Here is a 22919-nt window from a genome sequence, read left to right as displayed (position 1 = left end):
GGTTCAGCTGCTCCGGCGGGAGTGCCCAGCTTTGTTCGGACGTGGCGCTTCCAATCGGTTCGTTGACCTATCTCGTCTGTCGCAGCGTGATCCGAGTGAGTTCGGACGGGCGGCCGAGCCGCAGAGCGAAGCCAGGCCACAAACCGGTGCCATTGTTGACGTAGAGGGTCATGCCATCGACCTCGTACCGGCCGGACACGAACCCTCCGTTGGACCGCGCAACAAGCCGGTCCAGGCCTCGGATCATGCCGCCATGCGTATGTCCCGACAGTTGCAGGGATACCCCGCGCTTGGCGGCCTCGCGCGCCCGCATGGGTTGATGGTCGAGCAGTAAAACGGGAGCGCCGGAGGGGGCTCCGACAAGGGCAGCACTCAGATCGGGCGGCGCATACCCTGAACCAGTGGCGGAGAGGTCGGTCACACCGGCGAGGACAAGACGCCTTCCGCCGCGAGACAGGACCGCGTGACCATTCTCAAGAACGCGCATGCCAAGCCGAGCATAGTGCCGCATCCATTCCGGATAGCTGAAGAAGTATTCGTGGTTGCCTGGAATGACGTAGATTCCATCGGCCGCCCGTAGGTCAGCCAATGGCGCGATGTCGGATCGCCGCGCAGCAAGAGGGCCATCGATCAGGTCACCGGTTACGACAATGAGATCGGAGCCAAGCGCATTCGACCGAGCCACCACCGCCCTGGTCCATTCCGCGGGAAAGAGGCGGCTTATGTGCAGGTCGGTCAGTTGCAGAATTTTATAGCCGTCGAACTGCGACGGCAGCCCGCGGATTCCGATCTCGACATCCTTTAGCGGCGGTACGCGTACCGCTTGATAAACACCGATCGCGGACAGTAACCCGGCGACCCCCGCCATGGCATAGCGAATGTTGTCATGGATGGTTATGCCACCTCGACCGATGACGAACGCAATGGCCGTCGACATGTCGAGTGCGAGCTGGAGGACGGCCAGGAGTACAATCGCACCGAACGCCCAGTTGAAGACGATGACAATGCTGCGTGGAAACTCAGGCGAGAAGACCGACCCTGACGAGAGACGGCTCCAAAGGTGGTACTGAGATGCCACGAGCAGCAGCAAGGCGGTGGCAGCCTTTACCGAAAGCGGCAACGATAGCGGCCAGAGGAACCGTGCGATGACGAACAGGCATGGCAGGCTGAAAATAAGGTGGAAGATCGGCTCTCTCCGTATTCGTGCTCGCGCAAACCGAGCAGCAGGCCAATCCGCCTAGGCGTCGATGGATCGGGATCAGGGACCGACGAGTTGCCCGCCGTCGACCACGATAGTCTGGGCGGTGACCCAGCTGGCCTTGTCGGAAGCGAGGAAGAGCACGACCTCGGCGACCTCCTCGGGCTTGCCCATCCGGCCGAACGGGATGTTGGCCAGCGTCGTCCGATAGAGTTCGGGGTTCGACGTCTTCCGATCCTCCCACGTGCCGCCCGGAAACTCGATCGAACCGGGCGCGATGGCGTTCACCCGGATGCCCTTCCGCGACAGCATCTTCGCCTGGCTCGCCGTGTAGTGCATCACGGCCGCCTTGATGGCGCCGTAAGGCGCCGAACGCGATGAGGCCCGCAGGGCCGAGATCGACGAGACGTTCACGATCGACGAACCCGGCTTCATGTGGGGGATCGCCGCATGGCTGCCGCGGACGACGGCCATCATATCGACGTTGAGCGAGGCGGCCCATCCCTCCTCGTCATCCGAATGGCCGAAGCCGGAGGCGTTGTTGACGAGGACGTCAAGCCCTCCGAGGGCCTTCACCGCCTCGGGCACGTAGGCCGCAATCGCATCCGCATCGGCGAGGTCGACGCTGGCCGCGTGAGCTGCGACGCCGAGCGCCTCGATCTCCCGGCGTGTCGCTTCGAGCGGCCCAGCGCCCCGAGCGCAGATTGAAACGGAGGCGCCGCCCGCCGCGAACCCGAGTGCGATGGAGCGTCCGATGCCACGGCTGCCGCCCATCACGATCACTCGCTTGCCGGTGAATTCCTTGGCCATGTGGACATTGCCCTTCCTGATTCTGGATCGACACCTTCATAGCCGAGGGAAGGGGTTGGGTTTCAAGTCCCGTCAGCATGGCGTGCAGGATGTCGAGGCGGGGCTTGAGCCACTCGCCGCGTCCGGCCGCCGACCGCCATCGTCGGTGATGTCACGCTGCAGCGGGCATGACGATCCCCGCTGCAAGCACTTGCAGCAGCGCCGCGAGCGGCAAAGGACGGCTGAACAGAAAGCCCTGCAGGGCGTCGCAACCATAGGCCTGCAGATAGAAGAGCTGGTCCGAGCGCTCCACCCCTTCGGCAATAGCGACCATGCCGAGCGAGTGCGTCATGGAGATGATGGCCTGTACAAGGGCGGCGTGAGCTCGGTCCTCGGTCATCTTCGAGACAAAGGCGTAATCCACTTTCAGGGTGTCGATCGGCAGGCGCGACAGGTAGCTCAACGACGAATGCTCCATGCCGAAGTCGTCGAGCGCGAAGCGGATGCCGCCTTCGGCCAACCGCTGCATGGTGCGGGTGGCCGCAGCCGCGTCGCTCAGGATCGCGCTTTCGGTGAGTTCCAGCTTCAGCATGCTGGGGGGCAACCCGGTTTCGCGCAGGATGGCGGTCACCGTATCTTCCAGACCAGCTTCCGCCAGTTGCACCGCCGAGAGATTGACGGCGACCGGGACAGAGACGGCGAGTTGATCGTGCCAGCCGCGCGCTTCCGTGCAAGCCAGTCGCAGCGCGTATTCCCCCAGCGGCACGATCAGCCCGGTCTCTTCGGCGACGGGGATGAACTGACCCGGCGAAATCATGCCGTGTTCGGGGTGCGCCCAGCGCAGCAGCGCTTCCACGCCGACGACGCGGTAGCTTCTGGTGTCGAGCTGCGGCTGGTAGTGAAGCAGGAATTCCTTCTTTTCGATCGCGCGGCGGAGATCTGCCTCCATGTTCCAGCGAAAGACAGCGGCCTTGGTCATCTCCGCGCGGTAGAACTGGTAGCGGCGTAGCGGGTTTGCCTTCACCCCGCTCAGCGCGGTGGTGGCAGCGCGAATGAGCCCGTCCGGCTCCTCGCCGTCACTCGGCGCAACGCTGACGCCTATCGCGATGCGAAGCGGCACATCGGCGCCATTGAACTCAAAACCCTGCTCGGTGGAGCGCAGGACCCGCGCGATGGTCGCGGCAAGCTTGGCTTCGCAACCGCTCTCACCGGAAAAGGCGAGGTAGCGGCCGTTGCCGACATGCGCCACCGTGTCGCCCGCCGCGAGCGCCGCCTGGATACGGTTTCCGGTCTCGTGCAGGGCGGCTTCACCGGCCTCGAGCCCCTGGCTGACGCGGATGTCGGCCAGGGAAGTCAGCTCCAGGCTCAACACGGCGACCGACACGCCGGAGCGGTGCATCTGCACGAGGGCCTGGGCTAGCCGATCGGTAAAGAGCGCCTGGTTGGGGAGGCCGGTAATGGCGTCGTGGTAGGAGAGATAGTCGCGCTCGGCCTCAGCCGTTTTCAATGCGGTGATGTCCATGCGCAACCCGGCGGTGCCGCCGTTGCGCATGCGTCGCTCGGTGACGAGCATCCAGCGGCCATCCTTCAGGCGGCGCAGGCTGTTGCCGCTGAGGTCGCGGTGCTCCGCCATTCTGGCGGCGAGCCATTCGGCCTCGTGCTCGACGGCGTCGGGATAGATGCCGCATGCGATTGCGGCCTTGAGAAGCTCTTCGAAGGTCGCGCCCGGCTTGATGATATCGGCGATCTCCGCGTGGAAACTCCGATAGGCCTCGTTCACCATCACGACGCGGTCCTCAGCGTCGAAGACGACAAAGCCCTCGGATATGCTGTCGACGGCGTCATGGAGCAGGGTCTCCGCCTCTTCGGCCCTGCGATAGGCTTCGATGATCGGGGTTTCGTCGCGCGTTATGCCGCGGTAGCCACGCCACACGCCGTTCCGGTCGAAGAACGGCACGCCGCTGCTGACGAGATGGTGGCGGCCGGCGTCTTTGCCGAAGCATACCCGGTAGTTTCTGAATGCCCGGCGCGCCGCGAGATCCGCCTTGTGCTGGCGCCAATCCTGGTCGCCGTCCGGTTCGGCGTCGGTCAGCTCCCAGCGCGTCTTGCCGAGGTTGCCGGCAGCGTCGAGCCAACTGCTGCGCTCGGTCGCTTCCGAGAAGAACGTGAAGCGATGCGCCTCGTCGGTCTCCCAGATCCAGTCTCCGGTCACTTCGACGATGTTGCGGAAGCGCTGATCCGCCTCGCGCCGTGCCAGCTCCTGCCGGGCGGCGGTCAATTCGCGCACAATCGCTGGCGCCAGCCGCGCCATGTTGCTCTTCAGGATCAGGTCGGCAACGCCGTTACGCATCAACTCGACTGCGGTCTCCTCGCCGATCGAGCCGGACACGACGATGACCGGCCGGTCGGGATCAGCCGTTTTGCTGAGCCGGAGGATCGTCGCGAAATCGGTTCCCGGCACGTTGAAGTCTGCCAGTACGATGTCCCAGGCATGGTTGCCAAGTGCATCCTCGATGCCGGACACCGTATCCACCACGCGATAATCCGGCTTCAGGCCGGCTCGCCGCAAGGTGAGAAGAAGCAACTCGACATCATCCGGCGCGTCTTCGATGATCAGCACCCGCGGCGCGTTCCCGCCGGAACCGGTGCTGGCATGGACCGCACTCACCGTGGCGACGCCTCGTTGAGAAGGAGCCAGTACATGCCGAGTTGGCGCGCAGCTTCCATGAACTCGTCGAAATTGACCGGTTTGCGAACGTAGCTGTTGCAGCCGAGGCTGTAGCCGTCGACCAGGTCCTGCTCTTCCCTGGACGAGGTCAGGATGACGACCGGGATCAGCTTGGTGCGCTCGTCCGAGCGGATGCGGCGAAGCACTTCAAGGCCATCGAGCCGGGGCAGCTTGAGATCGAGAAGGATGACCTGTGGAGTGCCCGGCTCCCGATCGGCATGGCCTCCCGTCGCGAAAAGATAATCCAGCGCCTCCACGCCGTCGCGGGCGACGACGATCTCGTTCCTGATGTTGTTCTTTCGAAACGCGCGCAGCGTGAGCTCCTCGTCGTCCGGATTATCCTCGACCAGCAGTATCGGCTTCATGGCAATTCGCCCCCTTACAACGCAAAGAAAAACGTGGCGCCGCGGCCCTTTTCCGCCTCGCCCCAAACCCGGCCGCCATGCTTGGCGATGATGCGCTGCACCGTCGCGAGGCCGATGCCGGTTCCCTCGAACTCGGTCATGGCGTGGAGGCGCTGGAAGACGCCGAACAACTTGTCGGCATGGGCCATGTCGAAGCCGGCGCCATTGTCGCGCACGAAGAAGACCGGATCGCCCGCGTGCATCATCTGGCCGAACTCAACCTGGGCAAGCTCGCGCCTGGAGGTGAACTTCCAGGCATTCTCCAACAGGTTCTCCAGCGCGATCTGCAAAAGCCGCGGATCGCCGCGCAGCTGAAGATCCGGCGCAATCTTGACCTCGATCTTCCGCTGCGGGTCGCGCTGCCTCAGGTCGGAGCAGATCTTGCGAGCCAGGAGGCTGAGATCGACGAGGTCGCTGGTGATCTCGGAGCGCGAGACGCGTGCCAGCTTGAGCAGGTCGTCGATGAGATTCCCCATGCGCTGCGCAGCGTTGCGCACCCGCATCAGGTAGTTTCGGCCGGTCTCGTCGAGGGCATCGCCGCAATCCTCGAGCAGCGCCTTGCTGAAGCCGTCGATGGAGCGCAGCGGCGCGCGCAGGTCGTGCGACACGGAATAGCTGAAGCTCTCGAGCTCCCGGTTCAGGTTCTGAAGCGCGACGTTGTCGCGGGCGAGGCGCCGATTGAGGTCGAGCACCTGCCTCTCGGCCTGGCGGCGGCGGTCGCCATGATAGGAGACGACCCAGGCGATCGCGGCAAGAAGCAGCAGCACCGCCGCCAGCGCCGTAAGATACTCCTGGGCCAGTTGCAGGTTGGCCTGCGAATAGGTCGAGGCGGGAGTGCGCGTGACCAGGAACCAGTTCGGCGCGGACGACGCCGGCGACAGGGTTTCCTGCCCCGTCATTGCATCGTCGGGCATCGCAACCGCCGCATAGCTGAACAGATCGCCGTCGGCGGAGAACTGGCCCGATTTGCCGGTGCCGTTGATTTGCGCCCAAGCCGCCGGATAGACGCTCGCAAATGTCGCGCTGCCCCGGCCAGGATACATGAAGCCCCACTCATCCGCGGCGCTGGGGCCGAGCAGCCAATAGCCGCGCGCATCGACGAGCCAGGCTTCGCCCAGCCCATCCACCGCGAGCCGCCTGACACGGTCCAGCACGCGCTGGCCCAGGTAATTGAGCACGATGACGCCGCGCTTGCGGCCTTCGGCGTCGAGCACGGCGGCGCCGACGCGGATGGTCGGCTTGATCGGCTGCTCGATGGCGCCGGCCTCGACGTTCAGATCGAAGGACGAATAATAGACCTGATCGGGCTGCAGCTTCAGCGTCTGCTGAAAGTAGTAGCGGTCCGCCTTGTTCTGCAGCTGGTCGTCGGGGACGACCTCGGGCGAGCCGGAGTTCCAGTTGACCCGCACGTTCTCCTGGCCGTCCAGGCCGATGAATCGGACCTGATCATAGAGGGCCCGGTGCCTGGCGAATGAGAGGTACTGGGCGAGCAGGATCTCTCGGTCAGCCGGGTCCCGAGAGGCCAGCCATTTTTGCAGCACGGGCTCGTCGGAGACGAATTCGGCATCGTTGCCGATCGCGGCCAGCGTCGTGACCAGCGTGGTGTAGCCGACCTCGACGAGCTGTTTTTGCCCGGACGCGATGACTTTCTGCGTGGCCGACAACTGCGTCGCGTAGAGCAGATAGAACACGAGCATCGCGGCCAGCGCGAGCGGTGCAAAGATCAGCACCGCGCGAGCGACCTTGTTCGCAGGGGTCACCTTCTGGATCGCCGCCTCGAGCATATTTGAAAGCCAAGCCCCCCGGCATCCAGCCCTCTTCTCTCGATTATTCCTGCCCTGAATCTGACGCTGCGTCACCAAGATTTCGACGAGCGGGCGGGCTTGTCGTTAGCTCGATTGTGCCGATGGCATTCGGTGAGGTTTTCGCGTCCGGGGCCGCCTTGCGATCCGCCGGAACGCAACGCTCGGCCGTCCTCTACCGGGCAACTGGCCGAAGACACGCAGGACCATGACTTCAAGGGAAACCTCTCCGTCATATTCTGAGCAAAAGCTGAAGTATCGGGGCCAGGCAAGCGATCGCACCAGAGCCTGGCGGCCGATCGCTACGCGTACCTCTTCTGCCCAGCGACCCTCTGAGCGCGATTATAGGAAGGTCCGTTTTCGGATCGGCTCATGGCGCATTCAGGCTGTGTGGAGAGGGAGGTTTGCGGCGGGTGCAAACTTAAAAAGTCCGCATCGAACGCAAAGCCGCCACCGATTTAAGAGCCGATCTGGCGGGCGCCCGCGACTAGATCGCCGTGCGTCCTACCGGACGCAAAGTGGCGATCTAGACCTTTGTTGTTGCATCGGATTTTTCCAAAAATCGGATTCCACTTTTCGGTCCGATGCTCTAAAACACGAATTGCGCCCAGCCGGCGGCGAAATCGCCCGAGCGTCCGCCGGCCTGCTTCAGCCGCTCGCCCGGCGTGTAGTGGACATAGGTCCCGCCGATCGTCAGGTGCTCCGTCGCGCTCCACTCGAACGACGCGCTGGTCTGCTGGCCGATGAAGCGCCCGCTCCCGCCGGGAGAGCCCCTGACCGGCGTCAGCGGCGGCGCATAGAAGGCGTCCGCCTCGGCCTGCTTCCAGAGCGGGTTCCAGCCGAGTGTGACGTTGAGCTTCGGCGTGAGCGCCAGGGTCAGGTTCGGTTGGAGGTCGAGCAGGTTCGCCGGCGCAGCGAGATTGGCCTCGGAGAAATAAGGCAGTTTCGGAAAGAGCGGGTTGAAGGTGCCGAGCCGGTTGTCGCGCAGGTTCCTGTCGCCGCTGATCGCGTCGGCGTTCAGCCCGAGACGCGGGGAGAAGGGCAGGTCGGCGAAGGTGTAGCCAAGATTGGCCGAGACGGTCCAGGCGCGGATGTCGGCGGTGCCGAAGCTGCCGAACTGGAAGGCCGCCTCGACATTCCAGTCGAAGCCGCTGCGCTTGCCGAAGAGCCGCGTACCAAGCGTGTGGCGTCGCTCGGTTGCCACGCCCTGGGCGAAGCGGGCCTCGTCGCGCTCCAGGCCGAGATAGTAGAGATCGGCCTTGAGGCCGGGCAGGGCGGGGATCGCGACCGTCGCATAGGCGCCCCAGAAGAGCTGGCTCCGGTCGTTGCTGTCGTTGAAGGTTCCGAGCTGCGGCGCGACCGGGCGGACGATGAAGGCGTCGATCCGCGTATCGCCGGCTCCGATCCAGGCGGCACGCACCCCGTCGAAGGCGCGGCGGATATTTGGGCTTTCGCGCACCGACACGAGGCGCGAGGAGCCGAAGCTCATTTCCTGACGGCCGCCGCGCAGCATGAGCGCACCGCCGTCGGCCGGCAGCGACAGCTCGCCGAAGGCCTGCAGGAGATCGAGCTGGTCCTTCTGCGTCGGCGGCGGCTCGCCGGCCCAGCCGGGTGCGAAGCCGCTCGCCAGTTCGAAGAAGCCCCTGGCATTGGGACCGAGATGCAGGTCTGCGAACAGGAAGGAGCGCAGCAGCGCATAGTCGTTGCGCCGGGGCGTGCCGAGGCCGAAGACCGGATCGCGCGAGGATTCGTAGCGGGCGCGCAGCTCGCCGCCCAGTGTCAGGTAGGCGGAGCCGTCGCGGTTGAGGGGTATCCATTTGAGCGGATCAAGCAGGTCCGTCTGCAAGGCCGGGTCGCGCAACGGCGACCAATCCTCGTTGAAGCGATGGTTTTCGTAGCTTGGGCGGCTGGCGGCGGTCTGGGCCAATGCCGGCTTATCATCGAGCCCAGGCGCCGCTGCCAACAGCGCGCCGGCAAGCAGGTGGAGGCGGCATCCAAGCCCCCATCCTCCGCTCATGCGGTGCGATCCGCAGCGCCGGCCTGGTCATTGTCGCGATGTGCGGACAGGCCGAGCAGATGCGTGACGACGGGAGCGTCCAGGCCGGCATGGAAGCGCGCCAGCTCGGCCTGGATGTCGGCATCGGCCTGCGAGACGCGCTTGTGCTGGCGCAGGTGCTCGGCCCAGGACTCGACCATGAACCATTCGACGATACGCTCGGGATCGGCAGCATCCTCGCCAACGCCCCAGGCGAAGGCGCCGTCGCGCCGCCGCTCCGGCGCGAGCCGGGCGATCGCGGCGAGGAAGGCGGCGCGGTTCTCGCGGGCGATGCGGTATTCGATCGTGATCGTGACCGGGCCGCGATCATGCTCGACCGGCTCGGCCATGGCGGGCTCGGGCCAATGCGAGGACGGCGTCAGGTCGGCCTCGCCCGCCGGCAGCGGCAGGCGCAAGGCCGCAAAGGCGACGACGACCAGCGCCAGCGCCGCCGCGACCAGCGTGCCGTGGATGCCGATCGCCTCGGCGACAATGCCCCAGAGCAGGCTGCCGGCGGCCGAGGCGCCGTTGAAGACGGTGAGGTAGATCGCCAGGCCGCGGCCGCGCACCCAGTTGGGCAGGATCGCCTGGATCGTGCCGTTGAGCGTCGTCAGCGCGGCGATCCAGGCGCCGCCGAGGATGAGCAGCAGGATGACTGCGAGCCATTGCGGCGGCACCGCTGCCAGCGCCGCCGTGATCGCGGCGGTGGCGAGCGCCGCGCCCAGCATGATGCCGTCGACGCCGGTGCGGGCCCGGATGCGCGGCAGCACGATGGCTCCGATGATCGCTCCGGTGCCGACCGCGCCCAGCATCAAGCCGTAGAAGCCGGCGCTGCCCTCGAGCAGCCGGCGGGCGACCAAGGGTAGCAAAGCCCAGATCGCGCTGGCGCAAATGAAGAAGAGCGTGGCGCGCAGCAGTACCCGGTGCAGCTCGCGGCTGGCGCGGGCATAGCGTAAGCCAGCCCGGAAGGCGCCGCCGAAATGCTCGCGCAGTTCGTCATCCGCTCCGGCCGGGCGCCGCCACCAGACCAGGGCCGCGATGACGAAGACATAGCTGAGCACATCCGCGCCATAGGTCGCGGCCGCCCCGAAGGCGACGAGAAGCGCCCCACCCAGCGCCGGGCCGATCGAGCGGGCGATGTTGAAGCCGAGCGAGTTGAGCGCGACCGCGTTGCGCAAATCGGATTTCGGCACGAGCTCGGGCACGATCGACTGCCAGGTCGGCCCCATCAGCGCCGCGCCGATGCCGCCCAAAAAGGTCAGCCCGACCAGGATCTCGACGGTGAGCTTGTTGGCGAGCGCCAGCGCCAGCAGGGTGGCACTGATCAGGCCGAGCAGGATCTGCACGCCGATCAGCAGCTTGCGGCGGTCGACAATGTCGGAGAGCACGCCGGCGGGAATCGCCAGCAGGAAGATCGGCAAGGTGCCGGCGACCTGGATCATCGCCACGGCCGAGGGCGAGCCGGAAAGGTCCGTCACCAGCCAGGCGCTGGCGACGTCGCGCATGAAGGTGCCGACATTGCCGAGGATCGTCGCCGCCCAGAGCACGGCGAAGACCGGCTGCCGCAGTGGCGAGAAGGCCGATGGCGGCGGCGCCTTCGGGGCAGTGTTGGGCATGTCGGCCATCAGGATCGTGCGCCTCCGGCGGAGCGGGAGGCGAGCACCGCCAGCAGGGCGAGGCCGCCGATGATCGAGACATGCTCGAAGAAGATGTTCTGGTGCAGGAAGCGCTCGCCCGCGGGCTTCAGCCAGAAGGCATGGGCGAAGAGCGTCGCGATGGCAGTGAAGCCGGCAAGAGCGGCCGCGCCGATCCAGGCATGGCGCCCGCCGGCAATCAGCAGGGCGGAACCGCCGAGCTGGGTGACGATGACCAGCACGGCGAAGAGCGCGGCGGGCTCGAACCCGGTCAGGCCCCGGACCTCGGCCGTCGCGCCACCGAGATCGGCGAGCTTGGCGATGCCGCTGAGCAGGAAGGGCAGCGCGACCGCGAAGCGGGCGAGGAGCGCCAGCCAGGACTGGCCGAGCAGGTTTTCAACGGCCTGCTGGATGGCGGAGAGCGGCGAGGCCGGCATGGCGCAAATCCTTCGATGACATCTGTCGCTCAGAAGGCCCAGCAGGAACAGCCGAGTGCGCCCCAGAAGGCGCCTTCGTCACGCGCCGGAGCGGCGGCCGCGAGCACGCCGGTATGGGCGTGGCCATGGACGCCGCAGGCGCTGGCGCAACCGCACGAAGCCGCGAAGGCATATTTGCGGTCGTCCAGCGCGGCGCGCTTCTGGTAGCCGCCGAAGCTCCTGACCGGCGACCAATCCGGCATGGCCGGCGGCAGCGGCGGCGCCAGACCGGCATAATCGCCGGTGCCATGGACCGGCTTGCCGCCGAGCAGGGTGAGCACGCTCTCGATATCCTGGATCTCGTCCTCCGGCACCGACATGTAGTCGCGGTCGAGCACGACGAGATCGGCAAGTTGACCGGCTTTGATCTGGCCCTTCTTGCCTTCCTCGGTCGAGAACCAGGTATTGGCCTGCGTCCAGAGCCTGAGCGCGCTCTCGCGGTCGAGCAGGTTGCGCTGCGGATAGAGTTTCAACCCGCCCAGCGTCTTGCCGGTGACGAGCCAGGCCAGCGAGACCCAGGGGTTGTAGCTGGCGACGCGGGTGGCGTCGGTGCCGGCGCCGACCGGCACGCCGGCCTCCAGCATGCGCGCGATCGGCGGAGTGCGCTCGGCGGCCTTGGCGCCGTAGCGCTCGACGAAATACTCGCCCTGGAAGCTCATGCGATGCTGCACGGCGATGCCGCCGCCGAGCGCGGCGATGCGGTCGATATTGCGGTCGGTGATGGTCTCGCAATGGTCGAAGAACCAGTGCAGGCCCTGCAGCGGCACGTCGCGGTTGACCTTCTCGAAGACGTCGAGCGCCCGCGTGATCGTCTCGTTATAGGTGGCGTGCAGGCGCCAGGGCCAGCGGTTCTGGGCGAGTAGCCGCACGACCGGTTCGAGATCGCCCTCCATCGACGACGGCATGTCCGGGCGCTCGACCCGGAAATCCTCGAAATCGGCGGCGGAGTAGACCAGCATCTCGCCGGCGCCGTTATGGCGGTAGAGATCGTCGCCCTGCCCCGGCTTGACCTGCTTCGACCAGCTCTCGAAATCGGCCAGTTCCTGCTTCGGCTTCTGGGTGAAGAGGTTGTAGGCGATGCGCAGCGTCAGCTCGCCATCGGCATGCAGCTTCTCGATGATGGCGTAGTCTTCCGGGTAGTTCTGGAAGCCGCCACCGGCATCGATCACCGTGGTGACGCCGAGCCGGTTCATCTCGCGCATGAAATGCCGCGTCGAGTTGAGCTGGTATTCCGGCGGCAGCTTCGGGCCCTTGGCCAGGGTGGCGTAGAGGATCGAGGCGTTCGGCTTGGCCAGGAGCAGCCCGGTCGGGTTGCCGGCATTGTCGCGCAGGATCTCGCCGCCGGGCGGGTTCGGCGTGTCCTTGTCGTAGCCGACGGCGCGCAGAGCCGCGCCGTTCAGCAGGGCGCGGTCGTAGAGGTGCAGGATGAAAACCGGCGTGTCCGGTGCGATCGCGTTGATCTCGTCCAGCGTCGGCAGGCGCTTCTCGGCGAATTGATGCTCGGTGAAGCCGCCGACGACGCGCACCCATTGCGGCGGCGGCGTCACCGCGACCTGCTTCTTCAGCATCTCCATGGCCTGACTGAGGGAGCGCACCCCGTCCCAGCGCAGCTCCATGTTGAAGTTCAGCCCGCCGCGGATGATGTGCATGTGGCTGTCGATCAGGCCGGGCACGGCGCGTCGGCCGCCGAGGTCGATGATCTCGGTCGCCGGGCCGGCCAGCGCCCGCATGTCCTGCTCGGTGCCGGCGCCGAGGAAGCGCCCGCCCGCGATCGCCACCGCCTGCGGGTTCGGATTGCTCTGGTCGAGCGTGGTGAAGCGGCCGTTCACCAGGATGAGGTCGGCTGTCATGGCGCTGGCTCCTGAGCCTGAGGTCTGGGCTGCGGCTGAACCGCCGAGAAGGGCCGACAAGGCGCCGGCCGCGCCGCCGATGGCGGCCTGCCTGCGTGTCGGGTTCATGACCGGGCGCTCCCGGACGTGTCGCGCTCGCCATCCTTGGCCGCGGGCCGCGCCGGCAGGGCGCCGAAGACGTGCTCGCCGCATTCGCTCCTGAGCCAGCCGAGGCTGAGCCTTTCGCCGGCTATCACGCGCTTGGCGATCGGCACGATCTGCTCGCCGGCGAGGATGCCGAGCAGGCCGATCAGCGCCACCACCGGCGGCGCCGGCGAGCGGACGTTGAGCAGGCTGTAGATGACGCCGACGAGGAGGCCGGCGCCCAGAGCCATGACGTAGAGCTTCATATCACCCTCCGGGCGGGTGGCAGCGAGTCGATGGTTTGAACGGTGTAAGGAGCGCGCCGGTCCCTGAGGGGCCGGCGCACTGCGACACTTAGCCTTCGTGCGCGCCGAACATGCTCTTGGCGTAGATGATGCCGAGCCCGTAGGCGCCGCCGAACTTCTTGGCGATGCCGGTGGTCAGCTCGTAGGTTCCGGTGCGGGCCCAGTCGCGCTGCAGCTCGAGGAGGTATTGCAGCGCCGTCATCGGCCGCGCGCCGGCCTGGATCATGCGCTCCATGGCGCGCTCATGCGCCTCATCCGAGACGTCGCCGCAGGCATCGGCGATGACATAGACCTCGAAGCCCTGCTCGATGGCCGAAAGCGCCGGGCCGACGATGCAGACGCCTGTCCAGAGCCCGGCCAGCACGATGCGCGGCTTGCCGATCTCGTTGACGCGCGCGATCACCGCGGCGTCCTCCCAGGTGTTCATCGAGGTCCGGTCGAGCAGCGCCTGGCCCGGGAAGGCCGCGGTGATCTCCTCGAACATCGGGCCGGAGAAGCTCTTCTCGGCGACGGTGGTCAGGATGGTCGAGACGCCGAAGCCGGCGGCGGCATGGGAGATCAGCGCCGCGTTGTTGCGCAGTGCGACGGCGTCGATCGACTTGGTCGCGAAGGACATCTGAGACTGGAAGTCGATCAGGATCAGCGTGTGATCCTGAGGTGTCAGCAGGGCTTTGCCCGGCAGCGGTTTGGCGGTTGGCATGTCGATTATCCCTGTGGCGATGGATCGATGGGTCGAGCTGACGCGCGCGAGGCGCAGTCAGTTTCGCGAATTCGAAATCGGCAACCGGCCTCGCGCCTGCGGGCCTGCCGCAGCGCCAACGCTGTTCTGGTCCCAAGCAGCCGGCATGGCGAAAGACTGGGGAATGGTGCGGAGACCGCGTGCTGGCCGGGATGGCCGGTGCTGACATTCATCGCTATCCGTTCTAACGATGGCGAAGTGTTACGAACGGGTAGCGGGTCGGAGCAATTATACTGAGGTGTCGCGCAGCTCCTGCCCGGGGATAGGCGGCGTGCTGGAACCGGAACCGGGACCGCGTGGCGAACGGCCGCCTCAACGGCTGCGCAACTGCGCGAGACAGTGCAGCAGTTCGTCCGGGTCGCATGGCTTCGACAGATAGAAGCCGATCCCGATCTCGCGCGCATGCTTCCGCGTCGCCTCATCCGGATAGGCCGTCACGAGCACGGTCGGGATCGCGATTCCACTCGCGCACAAGTGGGCGTACAGCTCGATCCCGCCCATCCCAGGCATCCGCATGTCGACGATCACGCAGTCCGACTGCGGCAGGAGCTTCGAGCCCAGGAAATCGGGCGCGCTCCGAAAGCCCGCGGCACCGAAGCCCATCGCCCTGACGAGGTCCACCAGCGCATCACGAGCCGAGGCGTCGTCGTCGACCACGGCGATCAAGGCGTTCCCGGGCATCCGTCGGCTTCTGTTATGCACGAGGCCGCGGGTGGACGTCGCAGCGGCCTCGTGGGTTCGGATGACCCCGAGCATGGAAAAGCCGACGGACCGGGACAATTATACTCTGGTGTCGTCCGGCTGGTTCGCATCCGCATCGGCCGCCAACCGATCCGCGATGCGCACGAGATCGGCCACCGTTTTCGCCCGCAGCTTCTGCATGACCTGGGCGCGATGCACCTTGACGGTGACCTCGCTGAGCTGAAGCGCCTGCGCGATCTGCTTGTTCATCTGGCCGGCCGCGACGAGCGGCAAAATCTCGCGCTCGCGTGGCGTCATCGTTGCCGCACGGGCACGCAGTTCGGCCAGCATAGTGGCCTTGGCGCGCGCGCGCCGGTCGAGCTCGATCGCGCGGTGCACACCGTCGAGCAACTCCTGGTCGCGGAAGGGCTTGGTCAGGAATTCGACGGCGCCGGCCTTCATCGCGGCGACCGACATGGGCACATCGCCATGGCCGGTGATGAAGACGATAGGCAGCGGATTGGCGGAGCGACCCAGCTCGCGCTGGAATTCGAGTCCGCTCAGGCCCGGCAGCCTGACATCGAGCACCAGGCAACCCGGCAGGTCCGGGCGTTGCATCAGGGTAAAGTCGCGCGCCGACTCGAAAGACGCGACCGAATAGCCGACCGACCGCAGCAGGCTTTCCAACGAGACCCGCATCGCGGGGTCGTCATCGACGACGAAGACGATGGACCGATCTGCGCTCATCGGATCGGCTCAGAAGAGCGCGGCGCCGTTGCAGGGGCTGGCAGAGTGAACCGGAAAATGGCCCCCCGCGGCACGTCGTCAACCGCCCATAGCCGCCCGCCATGGGCCTCGATGGTCGACTGGCAGAACATCAGCCCCATTCCCATCCCATCCGGCTTGGTCGTGAAGAAAGGCTCGAATATACGATCCTTGTCGACCCCCGCCAAACCAGCCCCGCTATCGGCGATGGCGACGAGCACCTCGCCGAACTCATGGCGTTGCGAGGTGACGCGCAGGAAGCGCGGTTCGGCGGTGCCGCGCATGGCGTCGACGGCATTGTCGACCAGGTTCGTGACCACCTGCCGCAACTGCACGGGATTGCCGATGACGGGGGGCAGATCAGCCTCCAACGCGGTCGAGACCGAGATGCGGCCGAGTCTGGCTTCATCGTTGCACTGGGTCAGCACGGCGTCGATGAGATGATTGAGATCGAGCGGCACACGCTCCTGAGCTCCCTTCAAAAACATGGTGCGGATGCCGGTGACGACCTTGCTGGCGTGGTGACCTTCCGTGACGATCCGTCCGAACGCCGCCTTCGCCTCGTCGATATGGGGCTGATCGCGCTCGAGCCAACGCAGCCCCGCCGAGGCGTTGGTTACCATGCTGGCGAGTGGCTGGTTGACCTCGTGCGCGATCGAGGCCGAGAGCGCCTCCATGGCGGTCAGCCGGTTCTGGCGGGCCCGGCGTTCGGCCAAGACCGAGCGCGCCAGCCGAGCATGGACCGTGGTTGCCTCCGACAGGAGAACGAGCAACACGAGGCTGGCTGAGGTCAATCCGTAGAACCTTCCGGCCCACCATCCGACGCTGAGCCGGATGCCCCCGCTGATATAGGAGATCAGCAGGATCTCGATCAGCAGCGTGAACAGCACGACCATCAGCCAGATGTCGAGCATCGAGCGCCGGCGCAGGCCCAGCGCAATCAGGCCGACACCGTACAGGGCCACGGCCGCCGCCGGTACGAAGCGCCACAGCCCGCTGACATTGTGCGCATCGACCATAAATTGCGGCAGCGCATCGTCGTGCGAGACGATGAACCACGTGGCGAGGGCCACGACGGCCAGGACGCTGGCGATGCTGCCAAGGATGATCCTTGGCGCGGAGCCCGACGGGAACTCGCGATCGGACAGGACAGCATAGGCGATTACGAAAAGCGGAAAGCTCAGACGCCTGATCGCCGCAATCGAAGCGGTACCCTGCAAGGCGCCGTCGAGCATGAGCGCATCGAACACGCCGGGAAAGGTCAACGCCCACGGCACCGCCATCACGCCCGATAGCAGATAGCCCACCGCGAGCAGCAGCATCGCCCGGGAACGCTGCACGTAGAACAGAGCCATGAGCAGCGCCGCGGTGAGCAACTCGACGACGAGCACGGCTGCGGCGTAGGCCGGCAGCAGGGCCTCGGTGCTGGCGGCCGGCTGGCGAGCGTAAGGCGCGGTCACGAGCAGCGCCAGGACCAGCAGCGCGGACAGGCTCGCCGCTAGCCGAAGCTGGTATCGGGTCGGCGGCGATGCCAGGGGCGAGAGCCCGCTGGGCATCGTTTCGAATGAACTCACAGAACCTCGCATATCGCCACGCACGACCAGCCAAGTGGCCGCGCCGGTCCGCTGACTGGGTACCACAATCAGCGCAAATCTGACGATCGATGTGATGCGGCTGGTCTTCGGGACTCATCTTGCCGGGCGCGGCCCGGATGGACGCATCTAACATCCGTTCCGGATTTCACGATTGCAGACGCAATGATTTTCAAAGTCCGCTTTCTGACGGCGGCCTAAGTTCCGCTTATGGCGCCGAGCGAGCGGATGGGCTCAGCACGCATCCATACTGCGGCCAAATTCGTCGCCATCACTGCTATAGATGGTGCGAACGCCGGAGGTGTCCCGGCAGGGAGCAGGAGCAGATTGTGACCGAGCGATTTGAACGGCATCGCCAACCCTGGACGCATGAGGAACTGGAGAAGCTAAAGTTGCTCGCCAAGAAGGGCATGGCACTGAAGGCGATTTCGAAAGCGATGACCCGCAGCGAAGAATCCATCAAAGACCGCGCCAAACTCGATGGCATCGGGATCGCCAAGCTCCGTTAGCCGTGCTCACGCCAAGGCCTTGGCCGCAAAGCCGATGGCCACTGTTGGACGATGATGCAACGTCCGTTTCAGGCGCAGCGTGTCCAAGGCCCTTTTCAACTGCACAGCTCTATCCACTGGCGAACCATCGTACTCCTTGAAGCTCGGAAGCCGGACGTTCGCTTCGATATGGGCCAGCATCTGCGGATCGTCGGCCTCGCTCACGGGTCGTTCCTGCAGGCCTTCATTCATTCCACAATGCCCGCTATGTGCCCCCCGACATCGGAGGCTCAGCGTGCGGCAAGGGTCCGCCGCAGCCGTGTGATGGCGCCTGGCAAGCCGCGCACCTTCAGCACGCGGCCAGTCTCGTTGTGTTCCTCGGACAGGACCCGCGCGCTTTCGTACACCTCGCCGATCAGCCCTTGTTTCGCATAAGGCAGCACCAGCACGTCTTCCACCATCGCCGCCTCGAAGAAGGCGACGATGGTGTCCCGCAACGCGCTCACATCCTCAGGCGCGTGGGCGGACAGCAAGATCGCGTCCGGATGCTTGTCCATCAGAGCCGCGCGCCCGGCAGCGTCCACCAGATCCAGCTTGTTGAGCACAAGGCGGGACGGCACCACATCCGCCCCGATCTCACGCAGCACACTACGGCTGACCTCCAGCTGCGCTTCATAGGTCGGGTCCGACGCGTCGACCACAAACAGCAGCAGCGAAGCTTCCAGTGCCTCCGCCAGGGTGGAGCGGAACGAAGCGACGAGGTCATGTGGCAGTTGCTTGATGAAGCCGACCGTGTCGGAGACGAGCACGCGGGGCCGGGTCTCCGGCTGCAAAATGCGGACAGTGGTGTCGAGAGTGGCGAACAGCTTGTCCTCTACCAGCACCTGGCTGCCGGTGAGGACGCGCATCAACGAGGATTTGCCCGCATTGGTGTAGCCGACCAGCGCCACTCGCAACTGGTCGCGGCGGGCGGATCGACGCTGGTCGCCGTCGCGCTGCACCGCTTCCAGCTGGTCCTTCAGCTCCGAGATCCGGTCGCGGATCTTACGGCGATCGAGGTCCAGGGTGCTTTCGCCGGCACCCGGGCCCTGCTGACGCCCGCCGCCTGCCGAAGACTCCCGCATGCGGGGGGCCACGTATTTCAGACGCGCCATCTCCACCTGCAGCCTCGCCTCGCGGGTGTTGGCATGGCGGTGGAAGATCTCGACGATGACGCCAGTGCGGTCCAGCACCTCGGCGCCGGTGGCGCGTTCCAGGTTGCGGATCTGGCTGGGCGAGAGCTCATGGTCGACGATGACGAATTCAGGCTTGCGGGTGGCATCCGGATCGGGCCGAACCGTGTCGACAGTCTCGCTGGCGCCTTCAAACCGTTGCCGGGCCTTGGATTTCGGAGGCGGCGCCATCGAGCCGACCACACCGGTGCCGCCGGTCAGCGCCGCCAGTTCCGCAAGCTTCCCGCTGCCCAGCAGCAACGCGGCGCCGGTGCTCTCGCGCTTCTGCGATACCCTGCCGACCACTTCATAGCCCAGGGTTTTCACCAGGCGCCCCAACTCCTCGAGGCTGGCTTCGTGTGCAACATCAAGGATATCCGGCGTCTGGATGCCGACGAGGACAGCCAGCGGAATCGGGGCTCTAGTTTCCATGAAAAGTTAAGTAGCACGGACGCGTCCAAGCTTCGACACGTTGCGTTAGAGCCTGAGCGGGCGCTGCGACGACCTCGGCAAGGCAGCAGCGTAGACCGGGCTGCCAGCCGACCTCCGCCAGTCGAGGACGTTTAGGAGTTGTCCGCTTTCGGGAGGTCAATCATGGCACGCGAATGACCCTGATGGGCATGAAGCGGCCGAATCCGCCTGAAACGATTCGAACGTTTTCACCGCCCGATGCCGTCGCATCTCCTACGCCGGATTCCCGACCCTTTTCGACCGGCGTAGCTCCGGCGGTCGAGGGTGGAATGAGGCGGTTCCAGCATAATCTGGCGTAGTATCCCCGGCGGATTTGGCGCGCCCGACACGATTCGAACGTGTGACCTTTGCCTTCGGAGGGCAACGCTCTATCCAGCTGAGCTACGGGCGCAATCCGTGCACGCTGGATAGCTGATTGCCGGCGCTTGGGCAACGAGGGATTTGGGCGACATCCGAGCTGGCTGTCGCCCTGGCGTGCCGACAGCCGCTCAGGCGATCCGGCCAGGTCGCAGGACACTGGCCGGCCAAGGATTTCAGGAGATGCGACGCAGCCGCCGGATCGTCCGCCGATAGGCACTGGCCTCCCGCAAGGGGCCCCCCACCCGTCAGGCGGAACGCTGGCGGTAGGTTTCGTCCGCATCGAAGAACGCGCTGGCGACCGGATCCAGCCCGTAGCGCTCGCGCAGGGTCTGGTCGGCATACTCGCTCCTGAACAGGCCGCGCTTGCGCAGGATCGGCACGACATGCTCGGCGAAGATCGCGAATTGCGTCGGCAGGATCGGCGGCATCACGTTGAAGCCGTCGGCGGCGCCGGAGACGAACCAGTCCTCGATCGTGGCCGCGATCTGCTCGGGCGTTCCGGTTGCCGTGAAGTGCCCGCGCGCGCCGGCCAGGCCGTGAAGCAAGGCGCGCAATGTCGGGCGCTCGCGCGCCACCAGCGCAGTGATGGCCTGCGCCCGGCTCTGCGAGGCCTGGACCAGCGACGGATCCGGAAAATCGTCGACCGACAGCACCTGATCGAGCTTGAGATGCGAGAAGTCGTGGCCGCCGAAGCGGCTTTTCAGGCGGGCGAGGCCGACGCTGGGATGGGAGAGTTCGTTCAGCTCCTCCCATACCCGGGCCGCCTCGGCCTCGGTCGAGCCGATCGCGGCGCTGATCCCCGGCAGGACGACGATCTGGTCGGCGCGCCGGCCCAGCGCACGCGTCTGGGTCTTCAGGTCGGAGTAGAACTCGATCGCCGATTCCTTCTGGAGATGGGCGGTGAAGACCGCCTCGGCATAGCGCGCCGCAAAGCCGCGCCCCGTCGTCGAGGACCCGGCCTGGACGAAGACGGGCCTGCCCTGCGGCGAGCGCGGCACGTTGAGCGCGCCCGCGACCTGAAAATGCTCGCCGCGATGGCCGATCTTGCGGACGCGGCCGGCGTCGGCATAGCGCCCGCTCTCGCGGTCGTCGGCGATGGCGTCCGCCGCCCAGCTGTCCCAGAGCTTCGAGACGACATCGACGAACTCGAAGGCGCGGGCATAGCGCTCCGCATGCTCGTGCTGCCGCTCCAGGCTGAAATTGGCCGCGGCCGCCGGCACCCAGGAGGTGACGATGTTCCAGCCGATGCGGCCGCCGCTGATATGGTCGAGCGAGGCGAACTGGCGCGCCAGATTGTAGGGCTCGCTATAGGTCGTCGAGGCCGTCGCGATCAGCCCGATCCGCTCGGTGAGCGTGGCGAGCGCCGCAAGCAGCGTGATCGGCTCCAGATCGCCCCTCGCCGCATGCTCGACCTCGTCTCCCAGCGCCAGCTGGTCGGCGAAGAAGACCGAGTCGAACTTCGCCGCCTCAGCCGCCAGCGCGAGATCGCGGTAGTGGGCGATGTCGGTCAGCGCGCGGCGGGCCGAGCCGTCATGCCGCCAGGCGGTCTCGTGGTGGCCGCGGCCGGAGATGAACAGGTTGAGATGCAGTTCGCGGGTCATGGCACGAGCCTTCGGCTGCGGGGTCGGATCTGGTTTCAGACGTCGTCGGAGACGCCGAGAGCGGCGAGGAGGCTGGTCCGCAGCGCCTCGAAGCGGGCGTCCGATTTCGGGCGCGGATGCGGCAGGCCGACATGGCGGTCGAGCACGATGCGGCCGTCATCCATGACCAGCACGCGGTCGGCGAGCTTGATCGCCTCGTCGACATCATGGGTGACGAGCAGGACGGTCGGCCTGCGCTGGCGGATGAGATCGAACAGCAGCCCGTGCATCCTGATCCGCGTCAACGCATCGAGCGCGCCGAACGGTTCGTCGGCGAGGAGCAGGCGGGGCTGGCGCACGAGCGAGCGCGCCAGCGCGACGCGCTGCTGCTCGCCGCCCGAAAGTGCGTTGGGCCAGGCATCCTCGCGCCCGGCAAGGCCGACATCGGCAATCGCCCGCCGGCCGCGCGCCTCGGCATCGGGGGCGCGGAAACCGAAGACGACGTTGCGCAGCACGGTCTTCCACGGCAGCAGGCGCGAATCCTGGAACAGCACGGAGCGGTCGTCGGGAACCGCGATCGTGCCGGAGCCATCGACGCCGTCGTCGAGGCCGGCGATCGCGCGCAGCAGCGTGCTCTTGCCCGAGCCGCTCTTGCCGATCAGCGCCACGAACTCGCCCGGCGCGAAGTCGAGCGTGACGTCGCGCAGGACCGTGCGGCCGGAGAAGCTGCGCGTCACGCCGCGCAGGCGGACTTCGGTGCCGGCGCGCTCCGGCGGCAGGTTCAGGGGCTGTGCGAGCGCGTTCACGAGTTGAGCGCCTTGCGGTAGCCCAGCGCCCTGCGCTCCCAGAAGCGGACGGCGAGATCGGAGCCGAGACCGAGCGCGGCATAGATCGCGAGGCCCACCACGATGATGTCGGTCTGGCCGTAGTCGCGCGCCCGGTTCATCAGGTAGCCGATGCCTTCGCTGGTGTTGATCTGCTCCAGCACGACGAGCGCGGTCCAGCAGGTGGTGACGGCCAGCCGCAAGCCGGTGAAGAAGCCCGGCAAGGCGCCCGGCGACGCCACCTCGCGCAGGAACTCGGACCTTGTGATGCCGACGCTGCGGGCAAGCTCGACATGGCGCAGGTCGATGCCGCGCAGGGCGGCGTGGGTGTTGATGTAGATCGGCACCATCACGCTCGACGCGATCAGCGCGATCTTCATGACCTCGCCGATGCCGAGCCAAAGGATCGCGAGGGGGATCAGGGCCAGCGTCGGCACCGCGCGCTTGATCTGGACGAGCCCGTCGATGGAGGCCTCGCCGATGCGGCTGAGCCCCGCTGCGAGCGCCAGCGCGAGTCCGATGGCGACGCCGATGCCGAGGCCGAGATAGGCCCGCTTGGCCGAGGCGAGGAAATGTTCGGCAAGCGTGCCGGAGACCAGAAGGTCGTAGCCGGTCACGAGCGCCGTCGACGGCGCCGCGAGGAATTTTGGCGAGAGCCAGCCGATGGCCGAGGCGAATTCCCAGACCAGGATCAGCAGCACCGGCCCGAACAGGATGCCGCCGCGCGGCAGCCGCCCGAACGCGAGCCGCGAGGGCTTGCGCGCCAGCGCTCCAGCCGGCGCGCCGGGCCTCGGCTCACTCTCATGACCCCGCTGCGGAAGATAGGGCGAGTAGACGTTGCTGCCGGCTGTGTCGGTCATGGCT

Annotated in this window: 20 protein-coding genes and 1 tRNA gene; 1 reads left to right on the top strand and 20 read right to left on the bottom strand. The window is 66.4% G+C overall.

The annotated features are described in order from the left end of the window. Positions 1-67 precede the first annotated feature (67 nt). The 14 genes from DWF00_RS01815 to DWF00_RS01750 all read right to left on the bottom strand — a co-directional run bounded on the left by DWF00_RS01815 (position 68) and on the right by DWF00_RS01750 (position 17103). Entirely contained in the window at positions 68-1186 is a 1119-nt protein-coding gene (locus tag DWF00_RS01815; protein WP_114828817.1) for a metallophosphoesterase, read from the bottom strand. Positions 1187-1258: 72 nt separating this feature from the next. After that, on the bottom strand, positions 1259-2008 hold the full coding sequence (locus DWF00_RS01810) for an SDR family NAD(P)-dependent oxidoreductase (protein WP_114828816.1): 750 nt from the start codon (positions 2006-2008) through the stop codon (positions 1259-1261). A 151-nt stretch (positions 2009-2159) separates the two neighbouring features. Further along, entirely contained in the window at positions 2160-4607 is a 2448-nt protein-coding gene (locus tag DWF00_RS01805) for an EAL domain-containing protein (protein ID WP_147283676.1), read from the bottom strand. 44 nt (positions 4608-4651) lie between these two features. Next, positions 4652-5080, bottom strand: coding sequence for a response regulator (locus DWF00_RS01800; RefSeq protein ID WP_114828814.1), 429 nt, complete (start codon positions 5078-5080; stop codon positions 4652-4654). A gap of 14 nt (positions 5081-5094) precedes the next feature. Then, the gene (locus DWF00_RS29645) at positions 5095-6978 is read right to left on the bottom strand and encodes a sensor histidine kinase (protein ID WP_147283675.1); all 1884 of its coding nucleotides are present in this window, start codon (positions 6976-6978) and stop codon (positions 5095-5097) included. A 532-nt stretch (positions 6979-7510) separates the two neighbouring features. Next, on the bottom strand, positions 7511-8848 hold the full coding sequence (locus DWF00_RS01790) for an alginate export family protein (protein WP_181832587.1): 1338 nt from the start codon (positions 8846-8848) through the stop codon (positions 7511-7513). An 86-nt stretch (positions 8849-8934) separates the two neighbouring features. After that, a complete protein-coding gene (locus DWF00_RS01785; protein ID WP_210207877.1) occupies positions 8935-10581 on the bottom strand; it encodes an MFS transporter in 1647 nt (548 codons plus the stop codon). Beyond that, positions 10581-11027: a DoxX family protein gene (locus DWF00_RS01780; protein WP_114828811.1), complete on the bottom strand. Its 447-nt coding sequence runs from the start codon at positions 11025-11027 to the stop codon at positions 10581-10583. The genes DWF00_RS01785 and DWF00_RS01780 overlap by 1 nt, the downstream gene beginning before the upstream one ends. Positions 11028-11056: 29 nt before the next feature. Then, the gene (locus DWF00_RS01775; protein ID WP_114828810.1) at positions 11057-13024 is read right to left on the bottom strand and encodes an amidohydrolase; all 1968 of its coding nucleotides are present in this window, start codon (positions 13022-13024) and stop codon (positions 11057-11059) included. Further along, positions 13021-13305, bottom strand: a complete 285-nt coding sequence (locus tag DWF00_RS01770) for a XapX domain-containing protein (protein ID WP_114828809.1) — start codon at positions 13303-13305, stop codon at positions 13021-13023. The genes DWF00_RS01775 and DWF00_RS01770 overlap by 4 nt, the downstream gene beginning before the upstream one ends. A gap of 88 nt (positions 13306-13393) precedes the next feature. Next, entirely contained in the window at positions 13394-14044 is a 651-nt protein-coding gene (locus DWF00_RS01765; protein ID WP_114828808.1) for a hydrolase, read from the bottom strand. 351 nt (positions 14045-14395) lie between these two features. Continuing rightward, complete coding sequence (locus DWF00_RS01760) at positions 14396-14764, bottom strand: response regulator transcription factor (protein WP_114828872.1); 369 nt, start codon at positions 14762-14764, stop codon at positions 14396-14398. Between the two features lie 99 nt (positions 14765-14863). Continuing rightward, positions 14864-15511, bottom strand: coding sequence for a response regulator transcription factor (locus DWF00_RS01755; RefSeq protein WP_114828807.1), 648 nt, complete (start codon positions 15509-15511; stop codon positions 14864-14866). Continuing rightward, the gene (locus DWF00_RS01750) at positions 15508-17103 is read right to left on the bottom strand and encodes an MASE4 domain-containing protein (protein ID WP_245973701.1); all 1596 of its coding nucleotides are present in this window, start codon (positions 17101-17103) and stop codon (positions 15508-15510) included. Before DWF00_RS01750 ends, DWF00_RS01755 begins: the two co-directional genes overlap by 4 nt. Positions 17104-17450: 347 nt before the next feature. Here DWF00_RS01750 and DWF00_RS01745 point away from each other — a divergent pair, with 347 nt between their 5' ends. Then, the gene (locus DWF00_RS01745) at positions 17451-17630 is read left to right on the top strand and encodes a Myb-like DNA-binding domain-containing protein (protein ID WP_038362276.1); all 180 of its coding nucleotides are present in this window, start codon (positions 17451-17453) and stop codon (positions 17628-17630) included. 6 nt (positions 17631-17636) lie between these two features. On the opposite strand, the gene DWF00_RS01740 is transcribed toward DWF00_RS01745, so the two are convergent. The 6 genes from DWF00_RS01740 to DWF00_RS01715 all read right to left on the bottom strand — a co-directional run bounded on the left by DWF00_RS01740 (position 17637) and on the right by DWF00_RS01715 (position 22915). Beyond that, the gene (locus DWF00_RS01740) at positions 17637-17834 is read right to left on the bottom strand and encodes a hypothetical protein (protein WP_114828805.1); all 198 of its coding nucleotides are present in this window, start codon (positions 17832-17834) and stop codon (positions 17637-17639) included. A 65-nt stretch (positions 17835-17899) separates the two neighbouring features. Beyond that, positions 17900-19252 (bottom strand): GTPase HflX, encoded by a 1353-nt coding sequence (gene hflX, locus DWF00_RS01735; RefSeq protein WP_114828804.1) that lies wholly within the window; start codon positions 19250-19252, stop codon positions 17900-17902. 353 nt (positions 19253-19605) lie between these two features. Beyond that, positions 19606-19682 (bottom strand) — tRNA-Arg (locus DWF00_RS01730). Between the two features lie 214 nt (positions 19683-19896). Beyond that, the gene (locus DWF00_RS01725; RefSeq protein ID WP_114828803.1) at positions 19897-21252 is read right to left on the bottom strand and encodes an LLM class flavin-dependent oxidoreductase; all 1356 of its coding nucleotides are present in this window, start codon (positions 21250-21252) and stop codon (positions 19897-19899) included. Positions 21253-21287: 35 nt separating this feature from the next. Next, positions 21288-22037: an ABC transporter ATP-binding protein gene (locus tag DWF00_RS01720; RefSeq protein ID WP_245973700.1), complete on the bottom strand. Its 750-nt coding sequence runs from the start codon at positions 22035-22037 to the stop codon at positions 21288-21290. Then, positions 22034-22915, bottom strand: coding sequence for an ABC transporter permease (locus DWF00_RS01715; protein ID WP_114828802.1), 882 nt, complete (start codon positions 22913-22915; stop codon positions 22034-22036). The genes DWF00_RS01720 and DWF00_RS01715 overlap by 4 nt, the downstream gene beginning before the upstream one ends. Positions 22916-22919: the final 4 nt, after the last annotated feature.

It is taken from the genome of Allobosea caraganae, from assembly GCF_003351345.1.
Taxonomy (GTDB): domain Bacteria; phylum Pseudomonadota; class Alphaproteobacteria; order Rhizobiales; family Beijerinckiaceae; genus Allobosea; species Allobosea caraganae.
The sequence above is the reverse complement of the archived record's forward strand: the minus strand, read 5'-3'. Positions and strand labels throughout refer to the sequence as shown.

Coding starts and splice junctions, on each gene's coding strand:
- DWF00_RS01810 (WP_114828816.1), bottom strand. CDS start 2,008: ATGGCCAAGGAATTCACCGGCAAGCGAGTGATCGTGATGGGCGGCAGC.
- DWF00_RS01800 (WP_114828814.1), bottom strand. CDS start 5,080: ATGAAGCCGATACTGCTGGTCGAGGATAATCCGGACGACGAGGAGCTC.
- DWF00_RS01785 (WP_210207877.1), bottom strand. CDS start 10,581: ATGGCCGACATGCCCAACACTGCCCCGAAGGCGCCGCCGCCATCGGCC.
- DWF00_RS01780 (WP_114828811.1), bottom strand. CDS start 11,027: ATGCCGGCCTCGCCGCTCTCCGCCATCCAGCAGGCCGTTGAAAACCTG.
- DWF00_RS01775 (WP_114828810.1), bottom strand. CDS start 13,024: ATGAACCCGACACGCAGGCAGGCCGCCATCGGCGGCGCGGCCGGCGCC.
- DWF00_RS01770 (WP_114828809.1), bottom strand. CDS start 13,305: ATGAAGCTCTACGTCATGGCTCTGGGCGCCGGCCTCCTCGTCGGCGTC.
- DWF00_RS01765 (WP_114828808.1), bottom strand. CDS start 14,044: ATGCCAACCGCCAAACCGCTGCCGGGCAAAGCCCTGCTGACACCTCAG.
- DWF00_RS01760 (WP_114828872.1), bottom strand. CDS start 14,764: ATGCCCGGGAACGCCTTGATCGCCGTGGTCGACGACGACGCCTCGGCT.
- DWF00_RS01755 (WP_114828807.1), bottom strand. CDS start 15,511: ATGAGCGCAGATCGGTCCATCGTCTTCGTCGTCGATGACGACCCCGCG.
- hflX (WP_114828804.1), bottom strand. CDS start 19,252: ATGGAAACTAGAGCCCCGATTCCGCTGGCTGTCCTCGTCGGCATCCAG.
- DWF00_RS01725 (WP_114828803.1), bottom strand. CDS start 21,252: ATGACCCGCGAACTGCATCTCAACCTGTTCATCTCCGGCCGCGGCCAC.
- DWF00_RS01715 (WP_114828802.1), bottom strand. CDS start 22,915: ATGACCGACACAGCCGGCAGCAACGTCTACTCGCCCTATCTTCCGCAG.